We start from the raw sequence: 15,156 nt of genomic DNA, 5'->3' as shown, positions 1-15,156 counted from the left end.
GGCTGCACTGGATATCGGTGCGCTCATTCCCTTGCCGGATGGCTCGCGCAGACGCGACCCAGTGTCGCGTGACACATAATGTCGAGGGGCGGTGCCGGATTCGGTTGGCAGGAAGTAGGACCGAGGGGCGCACCCGGGGCGGGTCATGTCCCCGGGTGCGCCAGGTTTATCCGGGATGCCTGGACAGGCATGGTCGTCCTGATGGGAATCAGGGCGTTCGACGGTCGACGCGACATTAAAGCGCAACGCCACGCGGCCGGCGTGGCGCTGCATACAATGGGTTGAAAGGTATCGACAGTCCGGGAATAAGAGACACGAGATGCCAGCGTCCTCCAAGCCCGGCTTCAGGGTTTTCCCGAACCGGGAAACCGGGCCCGGCAGCCGGATGCGACCCGATGCAGCCAGGCGCATCGTTTCCCGCCCCAGTCGATGCCGTCATCGGCGCGCAGCACCGGCCTGGTGCTTGCCTGGCGCGATGACGCTCCCCCTTTCGAGGACATCCCGCCCCGGTGTCCAGGCAAGTTCATTTGACTGCAAGACAGGTGGCTGAGATGAAACTGAAATGTGCAGTAGCCGGCTTGGGCACGAATGGCGCCATGCATTATGCGCAGCTGAAGCAGATGGACAGCGTCGACATCGTCGCGGTGTCGGATCCCCGCCTGGACGAACTGAGCGATCATGTCGACCTGTCGGGCGTCGAGCACACGTTCACCGATTACGATGCGCTGCTCGGATACGGGGACTTCGAGGCCATCTTCATATTCACGCCATCGGGCCAGCATATCGAGCATATACGCAAGGCGGCCGCGGCGAAGAAGCATATTTTCTGCGAGAAACCGCTGGGCAAGGACGAGAGCATCGAGGAATGCGAGGCGACGCTCGATTTCGTCAGGCAACAGGGCGTCAAGCTGCAGATCGGCTTCAATCGGCGGTTCGATCCCCAGTTCCGCGATATCCACGAGCGCGTCAAGGCCGGCGAGATCGGACGGCCGCACATCGTCCGGGTGGTCGCTCGCGATCCGTTTGTCCTGCCCTACGACTTCATCCGGAACTCCGGCGGCCTGATCCAGGATTTTGCGGCGCACGACTTCGACATGGTCAGCTACCAGGCAGGATCCCGGATCACCGAGATCTATCTTCAGGGAACCACCCTCATCGACCCCGGACTGGCCGAATTGAACGATATCGACACCCTGACGGCGTCGTGCAAGCTGGAAAAGGATGGCTTCGGGCTGATCGACGAAAGCAGGAAGGCCGTCTATGGCTACGATCAACGGGTGGAGGTCTTTGGCGAGAAGGGAATGCTGAAGGCCGAGAACGTCACGGAATCGACCGTCGAGCTTTACAACGACGAGGCGATCTCCCTCAGGAAGCCCCTCGATTACTACCTCAATCGCTTCAAGCAGGCATATATCTTCGAGAAGGCGAGCTTCATCGACTCGGTAGTGAACGACAAGCCGATCGTCTGCACCGGCGAGGAGGCGCTGAACGCGATGCGCTGCTGCATCGCCGCGCAGCGGTCGCTCGATACCGGCCTGCCGGTGAAGGTGTCGTATGAATAGGAAGTGCCCTTCCCGGCCCGCCGCCGCCTGACGCGGGCCGGCCACGGCGGGACAGGGAGGATGCCGGCGGGCCTTGCGAACTGTCCCGTTCCCGTTGGGAGCATTCCGGCGAAGAAGCGAGGCGGCCTCTCATCCGCAGATGCGCAGGGACGGGAGAATGAGCGTTCCGCGTCTTCGTTCAGGGCGGGCGCAAGGTCTGCTCGCCTGCTGCGGTCTCATGGCGAAGCAGCGGCAGCGGCGACGGCAGCGCGTGCAGGCGCGCGCCTGAAGCGGATCTCGCTTCGGGCGTAGTCGATCACCGCGCCGTGGCGGTGGAGGAAATCGCTGCCCAGCACCCCGGAGACCTCGACGCCGGTCCGCTTCAGCGCGGAAACCACGTGGGACAGGTCCATGATCCCGAACGCGACGCCGTCCTCGCAGACGGCGCCGACGGAAAGGGCGTTCCCGCCCGATGTCGCGATGGCCAGGCCACCGCCGCCGGCCCCGGTGGCGGTGGCGGTGGCGCCGGAACCCGCCGATGCATCCGCCCGCAGCGCCAGCCGGGCGCGTTGGCCTGCATCGACGACGCTGCGGCCGGCCCCGGTGTCGACGACCATCCGGGTCTCGATCCCGTTTATCTGCACCGGCACGATGAGGTGGCCGGTGCCATGGCGAACGAAGGGCAGCGTCATTGCCGCTGCCGCTGCCGCTGCCGATGCCGCGGGCGGACCGAAGCGCGCATGCAGCCAGTCGTGCCAGTCGCGCGTCAGCGCGGGAACGTCGGAAGGCAGGCCGTGGTCGCTGCCGGCCTCGGCCAGCCAGCGCTCGAAGCCGTCCCCGCGCGCAAGCGCTCCGGCGATCGCGGCGAACACGGGCTTGCCGTCGCTGCGGTCGAGCAGGAAGTCGGCGAACAGCCGCGCCTGCAGGTAGTAGGCGCTGGCCGCGGCGATGTCGGGCGCGGCCTGCGGGGAGGCGATGGCATGTACGCCGCCGCGCAGTTTCAGCCGCCGGTTCGGATGGTCGCTGGCGAGGAAGGTGGGCAGGTCGATCAACTGCGGGTAGCGGTAGCTGCCGAAGAAGCCTGCGGCACGCCCGCGGTAGAGGTCGCGGAACTGCCCGCGGCGCTCCTCGGCGGTGTCGCCGGGCTCCATCAGCACGGCGGCGGTCTCGTCCATCCAGTCCGGTCCCGGGCCGCCGTAGTGGCCTTCGCTGTGAACCCCGGGCCAGAAGGCTTCCACGTACCAGCGATGCCCCAGTTCGTGGGCCACCATGCTCGCGTCCAGGCGCGACAAGGAGTAAGGCGTCAGCTTCGCCTGCTGCGATTGCCGGGTCTGCTCGCTCTTCTCGCGTGCCCGCGCCTCGTCCAGGCCCGCGGCGCGTGCGGCGGCTTTGCTGGAGCGGGCGATCGAGTCCAGGTAGTCGGCGACGAACCGGGCGTGGGAGCGCCATTGCAGCACGACCGCGAAGCCGGCCTGGCGCAGCCGTTGCTCCCGCTGCGTGTCGAGCTCGTCGCGCTCCATCTCCAGGATCGCGTAGCGCGCCGGCTCGCGGTCGAAGTGGCGGGCGAACCGCTTGGCGCCGTCTTCGCCGAGCCAGGCGAGCATCCGTGCCTGTCCGGCATCGCCGGACAGGGCGATCCCGTGCGCGGTCTGCGCGCAGTGCGGCGCGGCCGGCTGCGCAAGTGCGTTCCGCGCGGCATCGCACAGCGATTCGTCGGCATGGGCGAAAGGGGCCAGCGCGAGCAGCGCGGCGGTGGCGAGGGGGCGCAGTAGGTTCATGGCGATCCTGGAAGCGTGGGGATGGATCGATCCTGGATGCCGCGGCTATCGGCGTGCTGTCCGCGCGTTGTCGCGCCGATGCATTGCCGACACAATCCGGATACGCAACACGGACAAGCTGGCCGTATGAAGATGCCCGGGACCGTATCGGCGCGCGTGGCGGTGGTCGACGACGACGACAGCGTGCGTTGCGCGCTCGGCGACTACCTGTCGCGCAACGGCTATGCGGTGGAGCTGGCCGCCGACGGGCAGGCATTGGACCGGCTCATGGCGCTGCAGCCGGTCGACCTGGTGGTGCTGGACCTGATGCTGCCCGGCGAGGACGGCCTGTCGATCTGTCGCCGCCTGCTGCAGTCGGGCACGCCGGTGCTGATGCTCAGCGCGCTGGGGTCGGCGATGGACCGCGTGGTCGGCCTGGAAACCGGCGCGGACGACTACCTGGCCAAGCCGTTCGAGCCGCGCGAGCTGCTTGCCCGCCTGCGCGCGATCCTGCGCCGCGAAGGCAGGACGCGGCCGTCGCCGCCGCGGCGGGCGATCGTGTTCGACGGCTGGCGGCTGGAACCGGAGGAACAGCGGCTGTTCGACCCGGACGGCGAGCCGCTGGCGCTGACGGCGGGCGAGTTCGCCCTGCTCGAGGCCTTCGCCGCCCACCCGGGACGGCTGCTGAGCCGCGACCGCCTGCTCGACCTGACCCGCGGGCCGGTGGCCGAGAGCTTCGACCGGGCGGTGGACCTGGCCGTCAGCCGCCTGCGGCGCAAGCTCGCCGGGCGCGGGGCGGACGGCCTCATCGAGACCGTGCGCGGCCGCGGCTACCGCTTCCATGGCGGGCGCGGCCGATGAGGCGGTTGCCGCTGCCGATCCTGGTGCAGGTCTGCGCGCTGGCACTGGCGGCGGTGCTGGCATCGCAGGCGATCGCGATGGCGGCGGTGCTGCTGTGGCCGCCGCCGTTGCCGATGATGACCGTGCCGCAGGCGCTGGCCGGCCTGCGCGACCAGGCCCGCGCCGAGGACCTGGGGCTGCGCCGGCGGCTGAGCCCGCAACCGCCGTTCCCTGCGGACGAGCGCAGCCGGGAACTGGCGGCGATCCTGGCGCGCGAACTCGGCCGGCCGCTGGCGGACGTGCGCGTACGCCCCTATCGATGGACATCCCGCGGCGAGCGCGACACCCGCGCGGCGGTGACCGCGGTGACGCTGCGCGATGGCGGCGGCTCTCGCATCGAGTCCACGCTTTCGCCGCGGATGCTCGACGCGCTGGTCGCGGTCTACGTCGGCGCGCAGCTGCCGCAGCCGGCGTTCGAGGCGGCGCTGCGCACGCCGGACGGCTGGCTGGTGGTGGGGCCGGACCGGTCGTGGCTGCTGCGCTGGCGGGCCGGCGGCCTGGCCTTCCTGCTCGGCGGCCTGCTGGTGCTGGTGCCGCTGGTGTGGTGGGTGGCGCGGCGCCTGACCGGGCCGGTCAGGGCGCTGGCAGACGCCGCCGGCCAGGTCGGCCAGGACGGCGTGGCACAGGTGGGTTTCCCCGCCCGCGGCCCGCGCGAGATCGTCGCGGTGGCCGAGGCGCTCAACGCCATGCAGGCGCGCCTGCTCGCCCAGGTCGGACAGCGCATGCGCATGCTGCTGGCGGTCGCCCACGACCTGCGCACGCCGTTGACCGGGCTGCGGCTGCGCATCGAGATGGTGGACGCTGCAGCGGAACAGCGCCAGGCCATGGTCGCCGACGTGCGGCGCATCGAGCGCATGGTCGATGAGTTGATGGGGTATTCGGCGGCCTCGCGCGAGGGCGAGGCCGCCGCGCCGCTGGACCTGCGCCAGTGCGTGGCCGAGTGCATCCGCACGCGCGGTCACGACGCCGGCATACGTCTGCAGGCCGGCCCCTCGCCGCGCTGCATGGCAGGCGCGGTCCGCTGCGCGCGGACGGTCGGCAACCTGCTCGACAACGCGGTGAAGTACGGCGGCGGGGCGACGCTGAGCATCGCCTGCCGCGACGGCAAGGCCGTGCTGGAAATCGCCGACGACGGTCCCGGCATACCCGAGCGGGAACTGGACGCGGTGTTCGAACCGTTCTACCGCGGCGAGCAGTCGCGCAGCCGCCGCACCGGGGGCATCGGCCTCGGGCTGGCGATCGCGCGCGAGTGCGCGCAGCGCGACGGCGGCACGCTGCAATTGCGCAACCGTCCCGGCGGCGGCCTGTCGGCGATCCTGGAACTGCCGCTGGCTCCGCCCGGCGCTTCGGTCTGACCGCGCAAAACGCCTGGACGCGTGTCTTTCGGGCGCCAGTCGGTACGGCTGGCTCCGCGAGGCGGGAGGCGAGGCAATCAGGCATGGGGCGGACCCCGGCCCGCCGCGTGCGGATGAAGCCAGTTCACGATCTCGGCATGGAGGCAGCAGATGCCGGTTGGTCACCGTGGCTCGAGAGTCACCTGTAGGAGCGGCGTAGGAGCGACTTCAGTCGCGATGGGGCATTCCCGGCAAAGCCCCATCGCGACCGAAGTCGCCCCTGCAGGGAGATCGTGAACAGGTTCCTGGCGACATTGAATGCATGCGCCCTGGACGGCGGCGGTGGACCTGGGAGTCGCTCAGGCCGCCGCGGGACTGGCGCGGGACGGCCGCGGCGGCGCCGGGTCCGGGCCGACCAGTTCGTCGGTGGCCGCGCGCAGCGGCGCCAGCAGGCGCAGCACCAGCAACAGCTGGGTGCGGATCAGCCGGTGCTTCTCGTCGATGTCCTCGGCCATCGCTTCCAGCCGGGCGGCCAGCGCGTCCTCCTGCCCGCGGTCGCGCTGCGGCAGCGGCCGGCGCCTGGACAGCGCGTCGGCGATGTCGTCCAGCGCCTGCTTCAGCGCCTGCCCGGCCTGCTCGACCAGGGCGTCGTCGGGATGGTCGCCCAGCGGCGCGCGGTGCGCGCCGAGTGCCGACAGGTAGCCCAGCAGGGTGTTGGACAGCGCCAGGAAGCGGAAGCCGGCGTCGAGCTTGCGGCGGAAGTAGCCTGGCTCGCGCAGCATGTTCGACAGCGCCACCGACAGCGCCGCGTCGGCGTTGTGCATGTCGCGGCGGGCGACGCGGTAGCCCAGGTCGTCGCGCGGGCCACGGCGGTCGCCGCGGTAGTGCGAGAGCACCTCGGCCAGGTAGCGGGCGCAGGCGGAGATCACGTTGGCCGCCACCTGGTTGAGCCGCCGGCCCTGCCAGTCGGGCAGGATCAGGAACGAGGCCGCCACCGCGATGGCGCAGCCGATCAGGGTATCGACCAGCCGCGGCAGCAGCAGCACGAAGCCGTCGCCGAGCAGGTTGAAGCACAGCAGCGCCATCACCGTGATCGCCGCGGTGGCGGTGACGTAGCGGTCGGCGCGGGTGACGAAGAACAGCAGCGCCGCGGCCAGCGCCAGCAGCAACTGCACCTGCTGGGTCGGGAACAGCTGCATCAGCGCCCAGGTCAGCCCCAGGCCGACCAGCGTGCCGGCGATGCGCTGGATCAGCCGCAGCCGCGTGGCGCCGTAGTTGGGACGGCAGACGAAGGCGGTGGTCAGCAGGATCCAGTAGCCGTTGTCGGCATGCACCAGCTTCATCAGCCCGTAGCCCACCGACAGCGCGATGGCCATGCGCAGGCCATGGCGGAACAGCAGCGACTTGGGGGTGAACTGCTGGCCGATGCGCACCGCCATCTCGCGCAGCGTGTGCGGATTGGAATCGCGCAGGCGGGTGTCGATGCTGTCCAGCGTGCTGTCCGAGCTTTCCGCCTCCGACAGCTGCTGCTCGATCTTCTGCAGGTTGTTGCCGAGCAGGTCCAGCGAGCCGAGCAGGCGCAGCTGCGCCGGATCGGAGCGGGCGCGCAGGAACTCCAGCGACTGGCTCAGGTCGGCCATCGCCTGGCGCGTGGTCTCGCCGTACACGAACGGGCGCCGCAGCCGCAGCGCCTCGCCCAGCGCGGCGCAGGCCTTGCCCTGCAGGGCGAGCAGGCGCTGGCAGCGGTACAGCACGTCGCTGTGGAAGAACGCCTCGGTGAGCTGCTCGTACGGGTAGTGCGAGGAACTGGCGCGCTCGTGGAAGTCCTGCGCCATGTAGTACAGGCGGAAGTACAGGCCCGACTGCACGCCGGGCCGGCCGGAACGGCCGAAGCGGCTCAGGATCGCGGTCTTGGCGGTGTTGAGCGCGGCCACCACCCGGGCGTTCTGCTCGGCCAGCGCCAGCCGCTCGGCCTGCAGGTCGGCCTGGTGCACCGGCTCGAACAGCGCTGCCTTCAGCCGCAGGAACAGCCCCAGCTCGACGAACAGCCGCGCCAGCGCCTCGCGCACCGGGCGGTTGGCGAACAGCGCCGCCCACAGGATCGACAGCAGCCCGTACCAGGTCGCGCCGGCCAGCAGCTGCACCGCGCCGTGCCAGGCCGGCGCATGGCTGCCGCTGGCGCCGTGCTGGTCCAGCCCGATCATCATGTAGATCGCCAGCGTCACCGTGGCCTGGGCGATGGAGGCATAGCGCTCGCCCAGCGCGCCGAGCAGGGTGAGGCCGAAGGTGGTCAGCGCCAGCCCGGCCACGAACGGCAGCGGATACGGGAACAGGTACAGCACCGCGAAGGCGGCGACGGCGAAGCACGCCAGCATCAGCAGCACCGACTTGCAGCGGCCCAGCCAGTTGTCGTCGGTCTCGCCGATGGCGCTGGCGATGATGCCCAGGAACACCGAGGGCACCGCGGTGACCTGCTGCTGCTGCCAGCACACCGCCATCGCCGCCGCCAGGGCGATGAACACGCGCAGGCCGTAGCTGGCCTTCTCGTGGGCCCACAGGCGGCTCAGGCGGGACTCGAACTGGATCATGCGCGGCAGGTCGGGAAACGGCCTGCATTATGGCCGCTGCCGGTGCGGGACGACATGAAGCAGGGGCCCGGGGCATGCCACGGCCGCGCGGCTGCTGTAGCGTTGGGGCCGTCCAAGGAAGCAAGGAGAAGCCCGTGCCACGCCTGTCGATCCTGCTGTCGCTGCTGCTGCTCGCCGCCACGCCGGCCGGCGCCGACGAGCCGGCGCTGAAGTACGACGACGCGCTGCTGCGCAAGCTGCGCGTCGCCGCCGGCTCGGTGCCCGGCGCGCTGCCGCGGGAGGTGCGCTACCTCAAGTTCGCCGAGAGCCCGCGCACCTTCGCCGCCACCGTGGAAGGCGGCGACCGGCGTCCCTACATCCAGGCGCGCACCGCCTACCAGCTGGTGTATCCGGACGGCTGGATCATGGTCGACGCCGGCATGGACGAGCAGGTGCACCGCTTCTTCGGCCGCGGTCAGGACGAGCCCTACGACGCGCAGGCCAACGCGCGCATCCAGCAGGCGCTGCTGGGCGCGCGCGCGATCCTGATCACCCACGAGCACGGCGACCACGTCGCCGGCGTGCTGCGCTCGCCGCACTACGCGCAGCTGGCGCCGAAGACGCTGCTGACCGGGCGCCAGCTGCGCACCCTGGTCGAGTCGCCGCAGATGCCGGAACTGCGGATGCAGCCGCGCCAGCGCGACGACTTCACCGTGGTCGACTTCCATGACGTGCTGCCGGTGGCGCCGGGCGTGGCGCTGGTGCAGGCGCCGGGCCACACGCCCGGCGAGGTCATGGTCTACGCGAAACTGGAGAACGGGCGCGAGTACATCATCACCGGCGACGTCAGCTGGAGCTACCTCGGCATCGACGAGAAGCGGCTCAAGCCGCGGGCGCAGATCGAGCGCATCGGCGAGGACCCGGTGGCCATCGGCTTCCAGCTCGACTGGCTCAACGCGCTGCAGGCGCAGGGCATCCAGATGCTGGTCAACCACGACGACATCGTGCAGCCGCGGCTGGTGCGGCAGGGCGTGCTGAAGCAGGGGCTGCTGGACGACGCCGCGCGCTGAGCCCCGGTGCCGCCGGACCGGGCGGCGCGGGGCGGACGCCGGCATCCGCCGCGGCGACGGCGTCGGTGGCGCCGGTGCTTCGCCGGCGACCGGGCCTGGCGTGCCCTGGGCAGTGCGTCGCGGACGCGGCATATCCCGCTAACATGCCGGTCCCCATTGCACGAGGTCATCGACGATGCGCGCACTCACCTACTGCCTGTTGCCCTGGCTGCTGGCCGCGCCGCTGTTCGCGCAGGCGCAGCAGGCGCAGACGAGCCAGCTGCAGTCGCAGATGACCGCCTGGCGCCGCGACCTGCACCAGCATCCCGAGCTTGGCGGGCAGGAGACGCGCACCGCCGCGCTGGTCGCCGCCGAGCTGCGCAAGCTCGGGCTGAAGCCGCGCACCGGGCTGGCGCACACCGGCGTGGTCGCGGTGCTCAAGGGCGGCCGCCCGGGCCCGCGCATCGCCCTGCGCGCCGACATGGACGCGCTTCCGGTGAAGGAGGAGACCGGCCTGCCGTTCGCCTCCACCGCCACCACCACCTACCGCGGCCAGCCGGTCGGGGTGATGCACGCCTGCGGCCACGACATGCACGTGGCGATCCTGCTCGGCGTGGCGCAGGCGCTGGCCGCGCGCCGCGACACCCTGCCGGGCGAGGTGATGTTCGTGTTCCAGCCCTCGGAGGAAGGCCCGGCCGAGCCGGGCGCGCCGTTCGGCGCGAAGATGATGCTCGACGAGGGCGTGTGGAAGGACTTCAGGCCCGACGCGGTGTTCGGCCTGCACGTGTGGGCCGGCCTGCACACCGGGCAGATCGGCTTCCGCAGCGGGCCGTCGCTGGCCAGCGCCGACGAGTGGGCGCTGACCGTGCGCGGGCGCCAGACCCACGGCTCGCGGCCGTGGGACGGCGTGGACCCGATCACCATCGGCGCGCAGATCCTGCTGGGCACGCAGAGCATGATCGCGCGCCAGGTCAACATCGCCTCCACCCCGGTGGTGCTGACCGCCGGCCAGTTCAACGCCGGCGTGCGCTTCAACATCATCCCCGACGAGGCGCGGCTGGTGGGCACGCTGCGCACCTTCGACCCGGCGGTGCGCGAGGACGTGATCGCCCGCTTCCGCCGCACCGCCGAGGACTACGCCCATGCCGGCGGCGGCAGCGCCGAGCTGCAGGTGATCGGCAACGCGCCGGCGACGATCAACGATCCGGAACTGGCGCGGCGGGTGACGCCGTCGCTGCAGCGCGCGGTCGGCGCCGACAACGTGGTCGAGATGCCGCTGGTGACGGTGGCCGAGGACTTCTCGCAGTTCGCCAACGAGGTGCCGGGCGCCTATTTCTTCGTCGGCACCACCCCGGCGGACCAGGACCCGGCGACGATGCCGATCAACCACTCGCCCAAGTACGCCCCGGACGAGGCGGCGCTGGAAGTGGGCAGCCGCGCGCTGCTGCAGGTGGCGCTGGACTACCTGGAGGGCCGGCAGGGATAGTCGTGGGGGTGATGTAGGGACGATGTAGGAGCGGTGTAGAGACGACGTAGGAGCGACGTAGGAGCGACTTCAGTCGCGATGGGGCTCTACCGGTAAAGCCCGATCGCGACTGAAGTCGCTCCTACATCGCCCCTGACATCGCGCCTACGGCGCTCCCGGGAAACTGCAGCGCCTCACCGCGCCTGCTCGCGCGCGATCGCGCGCCAGCCGATGTCGCCGCGGTGGAACTCGTTGGCCCAGTGGATCGCGGCCACGCCGGCGTAGGCGTTGCGCTGCGCCTCCGACACGCTGCGGCCCAGCGCCGCCACGCACAGCACGCGGCCGCCGGCGCTGACCACGTTGCCGTCCGCGTCCAGCGCGGTGCCGGCATGGAACACCTTGGCGCCGGCCGGCACCGCGTCCAGGCCGGCGATGACGTCGCCGGTGAGCGGCGATTCGGGATACGGCCGCGCCGCCATCACCACGCCCAGCGAAGGCTGCTCCGTCCACTGCGCCTGGGTCTCGTGCAGGCGGCCGTCGATCGCCGCCTCGACCAGCTCGACCAGGTCCGACTGCAGCCGCAGCATCACCGGCTGCGTCTCCGGGTCGCCGAAGCGCACGTTGAACTCGATCACCTTCGGCGCGCCGGCCTTGTCGATCATCAGCCCGGCGTAGAGGAAGCCGGTGAACGGCACGCCGTCGGCGATCATCCCGGCCACGGTCGGCTCCACCACCTCGCGCATCACCCGCGCATGCACCTCGGGGGTGACCACCGGCGCCGGCGAGTACGCGCCCATGCCGCCGGTGTTGGGGCCGGTGTCGCCGTCGCCGACGCGCTTGTGGTCCTGGCTGGTGGCCATCGGCAGCGCGGTGGCGCCATCGACCATCGAGATGAAGCTGGCCTCCTCGCCGTCGAGGAACTCCTCGATCACCACGCGCGCGCCGGCATCGCCGAAGGCGTTGCCCGAGAGCATGTCGCGCACCGCGGCCTCGGCTTCTTCCGGCGTCGTCGCCACGATCACGCCCTTGCCGGCGGCCAGGCCGTCGGCCTTGATGACGATCGGCGCGCCGTGCGCGCGCAGGTAGTCCAGCGCCGGCTCGACCTCGGTGAACACGCCGTAGAACGCGGTGGGGATGCCGTGGCGGGCGAGGAAGTCCTTGGCGAAGGCCTTGCTGCCCTCCAGCTGCGCGGCGGCGGCGGTGGGCCCGAAGATGCGCAGCCCGGCGGCGCGGAAGCGGTCCACCACGCCGGCCACCAGCGGCACTTCCGGACCGACCACGGTCAGCCCCACGCTCTCGTCCTGCGCCAGCTTCAACAGGCCGCCGATGTCGGTGACCTTGACCGGCACGTTGCGGCATTTGTCTTCCGTAGCGGTGCCGGCGTTGCCAGGCGCGACGATCACTTCGGACACGCGCGGCGACTGTGCCAGCTTCCAGGCCAGGGCGTGCTCGCGGCCGCCGGAACCGATGACGAGTATTTTCATTGGGGAGCCGGGAGTGGGGAGTGGGGATTTGGGATTGGGAAGAGCAGGAAAGCAAGAGCAAGAACGGAGGCGTCGCGTTGCTGGGGCTGGCGGTGGGGAGCGGTCAGGAACCGCGCTGTTGCGAATCCCCAATCCCCACTCCCCATTCCCGGCACCTCAGTGCCGGAAGTGACGCACGCCGGTGAACACCATCGCGATGCCGTGCTCGTCGGCCGCGGCGATCACCTCGCCGTCGCGCATCGAGCCGCCGGGCTGGATCACCGCGGCGATGCCGGCCTCGGCGGCCGCGTCGATGCCGTCGCGGAACGGGAAGAAGGCATCGGAGGCCATTACCGAGCCTTCCACCACCAGCCCGGCGTCGTGCGCCTTGATGCCGGCGATGCGCGCCGAGTACACCCGGCTCATCTGCCCGGCGCCGACGCCGATGGTGCGGTTGTCCTTGGCATAGACGATCGCGTTGGACTTGACGTACTTGGCCACGCGCCAGGCGAACAGCAGGTCGCGCAGCTGTGCCTCGGTGGGCGCGCGCCTGGTCACCACCTTCAGCTCCCCGGCCGCCATGCCGCGGTTGTCCGAACTCTGCAGCAGCAGGCCCGAGCCGACCCGCTTGCTGTCGTAGTTGTTGAGCCCGGCGCCGTGCGGGATCTTCAGCACGCGCACGTTGGCCTTCTTCGTCGCGTAGTCCAGCGCGCCGGCCTCGTAGTCCGGTGCGATCAGCACCTCGACGAACTGGCGGTCGAGGATGGCCTGGGTGGTGGCCGCGTCCAGCGTGCGGTTGAAGGCGATGATGCCGCCGAAGGCGCTGGTCGGGTCGGTGGCGTAGGCCAGCTCGTAGGCGTCGCCGCAGGCCACGCCCACCGCCACGCCGCACGGGTTGGCGTGCTTGACGATGACGCAGGCCGGGGCGTCGAACTGGCGCACGCATTCCCACGCCGCGTCCGAGTCGGCCAGGTTGTTGAAGCTCAGTTCCTTGCCCTGCAGCTGCTCGAAGGTGGCCAGCGTGCCCGGCACCGGGTACAGGTCGCGGTAGAAGGCGCCGGACTGGTGCGGGTTCTCGCCGTAGCGCAGGTCCATCACCTTGACGAAGGTGGAGTTCATCTGCGCCGGGTATTCCGTGCGCACCGGCACCTCGGCCGAGGCGTCGGCCACTGCCGACAGGTAGTTGCTGATCGCCGCGTCGTACTGCGCCACGCGGTCGAACGCGGCCACCGACAGGGCGAAGCGCTTGGCCGCCGACAGCTGCCCGTCGTTGGCGTCCAGTTCGGCCAGCAGCCCGGGGTACTGGGCCGGCGAGGTGGCCACCGCCACCCGCGCGAAGTTCTTGGCCGCCGAGCGCAGCATCGCCGGGCCGCCGATGTCGATGTTCTCCACCGCCTCGGCCAGCGTGCAGTCGGCGCGCGCGGTGACCTGCTCGAACGGGTACAGGTTCAGCACCAGCAGGTCGATCGCGGCGATGCCGTGCTCGGCCATCACCGCATCGTCGGTGCCGGCGCGCCCGAGCAGGCCGCCGTGCACCATCGGGTGCAGGGTCTTGACCCGGCCGTCCATCATCTCCGGGAAACCGGTGACGTCGGCCACGTCCCTGACAGGCAGCCCGGCTTCGCGGATCGCGCGGGCGGTGCCGCCGGTGGACAGCAGTTCGACGTTGCGCGCGGCCAGCGCACGGGCCAGGTCGATCAGTCCGGTCTTGTCGGAAACGGACAGCAGGGCCCGGCGCACGGGCAGCAGGTCGGAGGACATTGGGCAGGGGAGCGAAGCGGAAGGAGCCCGCGATTATAGCGACCCGGCCCACGCCGGCGGCTGCGAGGCACCGGCCCGGAGCGCGTCGGCCCGGGTGCGCTCGGTACTGCAGGCGGACACGCGCGATCGGCGCGATTGCCGTAGCGCCGAGCCTGCTCGGCCGCATTGGCTTCGGACACCCGTGCAGCCGAGCAAGCCCGGCGCTACGGGCGTGGGGCTCAGGTGAGCCCGTATTCCTTGAGCTTCTTGCGCAGCGTGGCGCGGTGGATGCCGAGTATCGCCGCGGCGCGGCTCTGGTTGCCTTCGCAGTGGTTCAGCACTTCCACGAACAGCGGGATCTCCATCTCGCGCAGCACGATCTCGTAGACGTCGTCCGCATCGCAGCCGTCCAGGTCGCGCAGGTAGCGGCGGACGGATTGGGCGACGTGCTCGCGCAAAGGCGGCTTCGGCGCGCCGCGACTGGCGTCAGGACGAGTGGTGGCAGCGTTCAAATGCATCCCCGATTGCGGCGCCGGGAACGGGTGGGGTGGCGGCGCGGGGGATAGAGTCTATCGCGTGCATCCGCGGCCTGCATCCCGCCGGCGGCGCTCAGCGGAAGGCGAACGTGAACGCTTCGGTGCCGGCCGAGGGCTCACGCACCCGAAAGGTCACCTGGGCGCTCTGTCCTGGTGCAAGCAGTGCGTCGGCGGGCGGTGCCGCGCCCAGGTACTGGGCCGGCGCGAAGGCCTGGCTGCCGATCACGCGGCCGTCGGCATCGGTCAGCGACAGCTGCAGCTGCGGCCACGCCTGCGCCCAGCGCGCGTCGTTGCGGAAGCTCGCGCGTACCTGCAGCACGCCGGTGACACCGGGGACCGGGCGCACCTCGCGCCCGAGCATGGTGAACGCCTGCGGCTCGTGCCACGGCGGCAGCCGGCAACCCAAGGCGTCGCACAGTGCTGCGACGATCGGTCGCCATCCTGCATCGGCCGCAAGGCGCGCGCGGTCGGCCAGCAGCACCTGCAGCACCAGCAGCAGCGCCAGGGTGGCCAGCAGAGCCCATTGCCAGGCCGGAGTACGCGGGCGCGGCGCCGGACGGCTGCGCTGCAGGAACGAGGGCGCCGCCGCGGCAGTGCCGGCACCGGCCGCCGCCGAAGCAAGTGCGGGTGCAGGTTCCAGTGGCGGCTGCGGCGACGCGGCGGCATCGACGCCGGCACGCGCGGTGTCGGCGGCGGCCTGCGCATCGGCTGGCGGCGTCTGCGCGTCCGGCGCGGACGCCGGGCGCAGCAGGGAGGCCAGGGAGCGGCCGCGGGGGGCTTGGGAATCGGGCATCGGCAAAGGGG

General features: G+C 71.1%; 11 protein-coding genes. 5 read left to right on the top strand and 6 right to left on the bottom strand.

Annotated features, from left to right (window positions below; all coding sequences use genetic code 11):
* Window positions 1–551: 551 nt before the first annotated feature.
* Entirely contained in the window at window positions 552–1,562 is a 1,011-nt protein-coding gene (locus LRX76_RS05660; RefSeq protein ID WP_231802956.1) for a Gfo/Idh/MocA family oxidoreductase, read from the top strand.
* 215 nt (window positions 1,563–1,777) lie between these two features.
* Here LRX76_RS05660 and LRX76_RS05655 read toward each other — a convergent pair whose 3' ends face one another.
* Window positions 1,778–3,319, bottom strand: a complete 1,542-nt coding sequence (locus LRX76_RS05655; RefSeq protein WP_231802954.1) for a retropepsin-like aspartic protease — start codon at window positions 3,317–3,319, stop codon at window positions 1,778–1,780.
* A 126-nt stretch (window positions 3,320–3,445) separates the two neighbouring features.
* Between LRX76_RS05655 and LRX76_RS05650 the strand changes: the two genes are divergently transcribed.
* Together LRX76_RS05650 and LRX76_RS05645 are read left to right on the top strand one after the other, a co-directional pair.
* Complete coding sequence (locus tag LRX76_RS05650; RefSeq protein WP_231802952.1) at window positions 3,446–4,159, top strand: response regulator transcription factor; 714 nt, start codon at window positions 3,446–3,448, stop codon at window positions 4,157–4,159.
* On the top strand, window positions 4,156–5,553 hold the full coding sequence (locus tag LRX76_RS05645) for a HAMP domain-containing sensor histidine kinase (RefSeq protein ID WP_231802950.1): 1,398 nt from the start codon (window positions 4,156–4,158) through the stop codon (window positions 5,551–5,553). Before LRX76_RS05650 ends, LRX76_RS05645 begins: the two co-directional genes overlap by 4 nt.
* Window positions 5,554–5,891: 338 nt before the next feature.
* On the opposite strand, the gene yccS is transcribed toward LRX76_RS05645, so the two are convergent.
* Window positions 5,892–8,120, bottom strand: coding sequence for a YccS family putative transporter (gene yccS / locus LRX76_RS05640; protein ID WP_231802948.1), 2,229 nt, complete (start codon window positions 8,118–8,120; stop codon window positions 5,892–5,894).
* A gap of 134 nt (window positions 8,121–8,254) precedes the next feature.
* Between yccS and LRX76_RS05635 the strand changes: the two genes are divergently transcribed.
* Both LRX76_RS05635 and LRX76_RS05630 read left to right on the top strand, forming a co-directional pair.
* The gene (locus LRX76_RS05635; protein ID WP_231802946.1) at window positions 8,255–9,169 is read left to right on the top strand and encodes an MBL fold metallo-hydrolase; all 915 of its coding nucleotides are present in this window, start codon (window positions 8,255–8,257) and stop codon (window positions 9,167–9,169) included.
* A 175-nt stretch (window positions 9,170–9,344) separates the two neighbouring features.
* Window positions 9,345–10,634 carry an amidohydrolase gene (locus tag LRX76_RS05630; protein ID WP_231802944.1) on the top strand — a complete coding sequence of 430 codons (1,290 nt, stop codon included), beginning with the start codon at window positions 9,345–9,347 and terminating at the stop codon, window positions 10,632–10,634.
* A 173-nt stretch (window positions 10,635–10,807) separates the two neighbouring features.
* On the opposite strand, the gene purD is transcribed toward LRX76_RS05630, so the two are convergent.
* The 4 genes from purD to LRX76_RS05610 all read right to left on the bottom strand — a co-directional run bounded on the left by purD (window position 10,808) and on the right by LRX76_RS05610 (window position 15,145).
* Window positions 10,808–12,097, bottom strand: coding sequence for a phosphoribosylamine--glycine ligase (gene purD / locus LRX76_RS05625; protein WP_231802942.1), 1,290 nt, complete (start codon window positions 12,095–12,097; stop codon window positions 10,808–10,810).
* A gap of 156 nt (window positions 12,098–12,253) precedes the next feature.
* Complete coding sequence (purH, locus tag LRX76_RS05620) at window positions 12,254–13,837, bottom strand: bifunctional phosphoribosylaminoimidazolecarboxamide formyltransferase/IMP cyclohydrolase (protein WP_231802940.1); 1,584 nt, start codon at window positions 13,835–13,837, stop codon at window positions 12,254–12,256.
* 218 nt (window positions 13,838–14,055) lie between these two features.
* Window positions 14,056–14,328: a DNA-binding transcriptional regulator Fis gene (gene fis, locus LRX76_RS05615; RefSeq protein WP_231803359.1), complete on the bottom strand. Its 273-nt coding sequence runs from the start codon at window positions 14,326–14,328 to the stop codon at window positions 14,056–14,058.
* A gap of 97 nt (window positions 14,329–14,425) precedes the next feature.
* Complete coding sequence (locus LRX76_RS05610; protein ID WP_231802938.1) at window positions 14,426–15,145, bottom strand: DUF3426 domain-containing protein; 720 nt, start codon at window positions 15,143–15,145, stop codon at window positions 14,426–14,428.
* Window positions 15,146–15,156 lie beyond the last annotated feature (11 nt).

This window comes from Stenotrophomonas sp. MMGLT7, assembly GCF_021168555.1.
Lineage (GTDB): Bacteria > Pseudomonadota > Gammaproteobacteria > Xanthomonadales > Xanthomonadaceae > MMGLT7.
The sequence above is the reverse complement of the archived record's forward strand: the minus strand, read 5'-3'. Positions and strand labels throughout refer to the sequence as shown.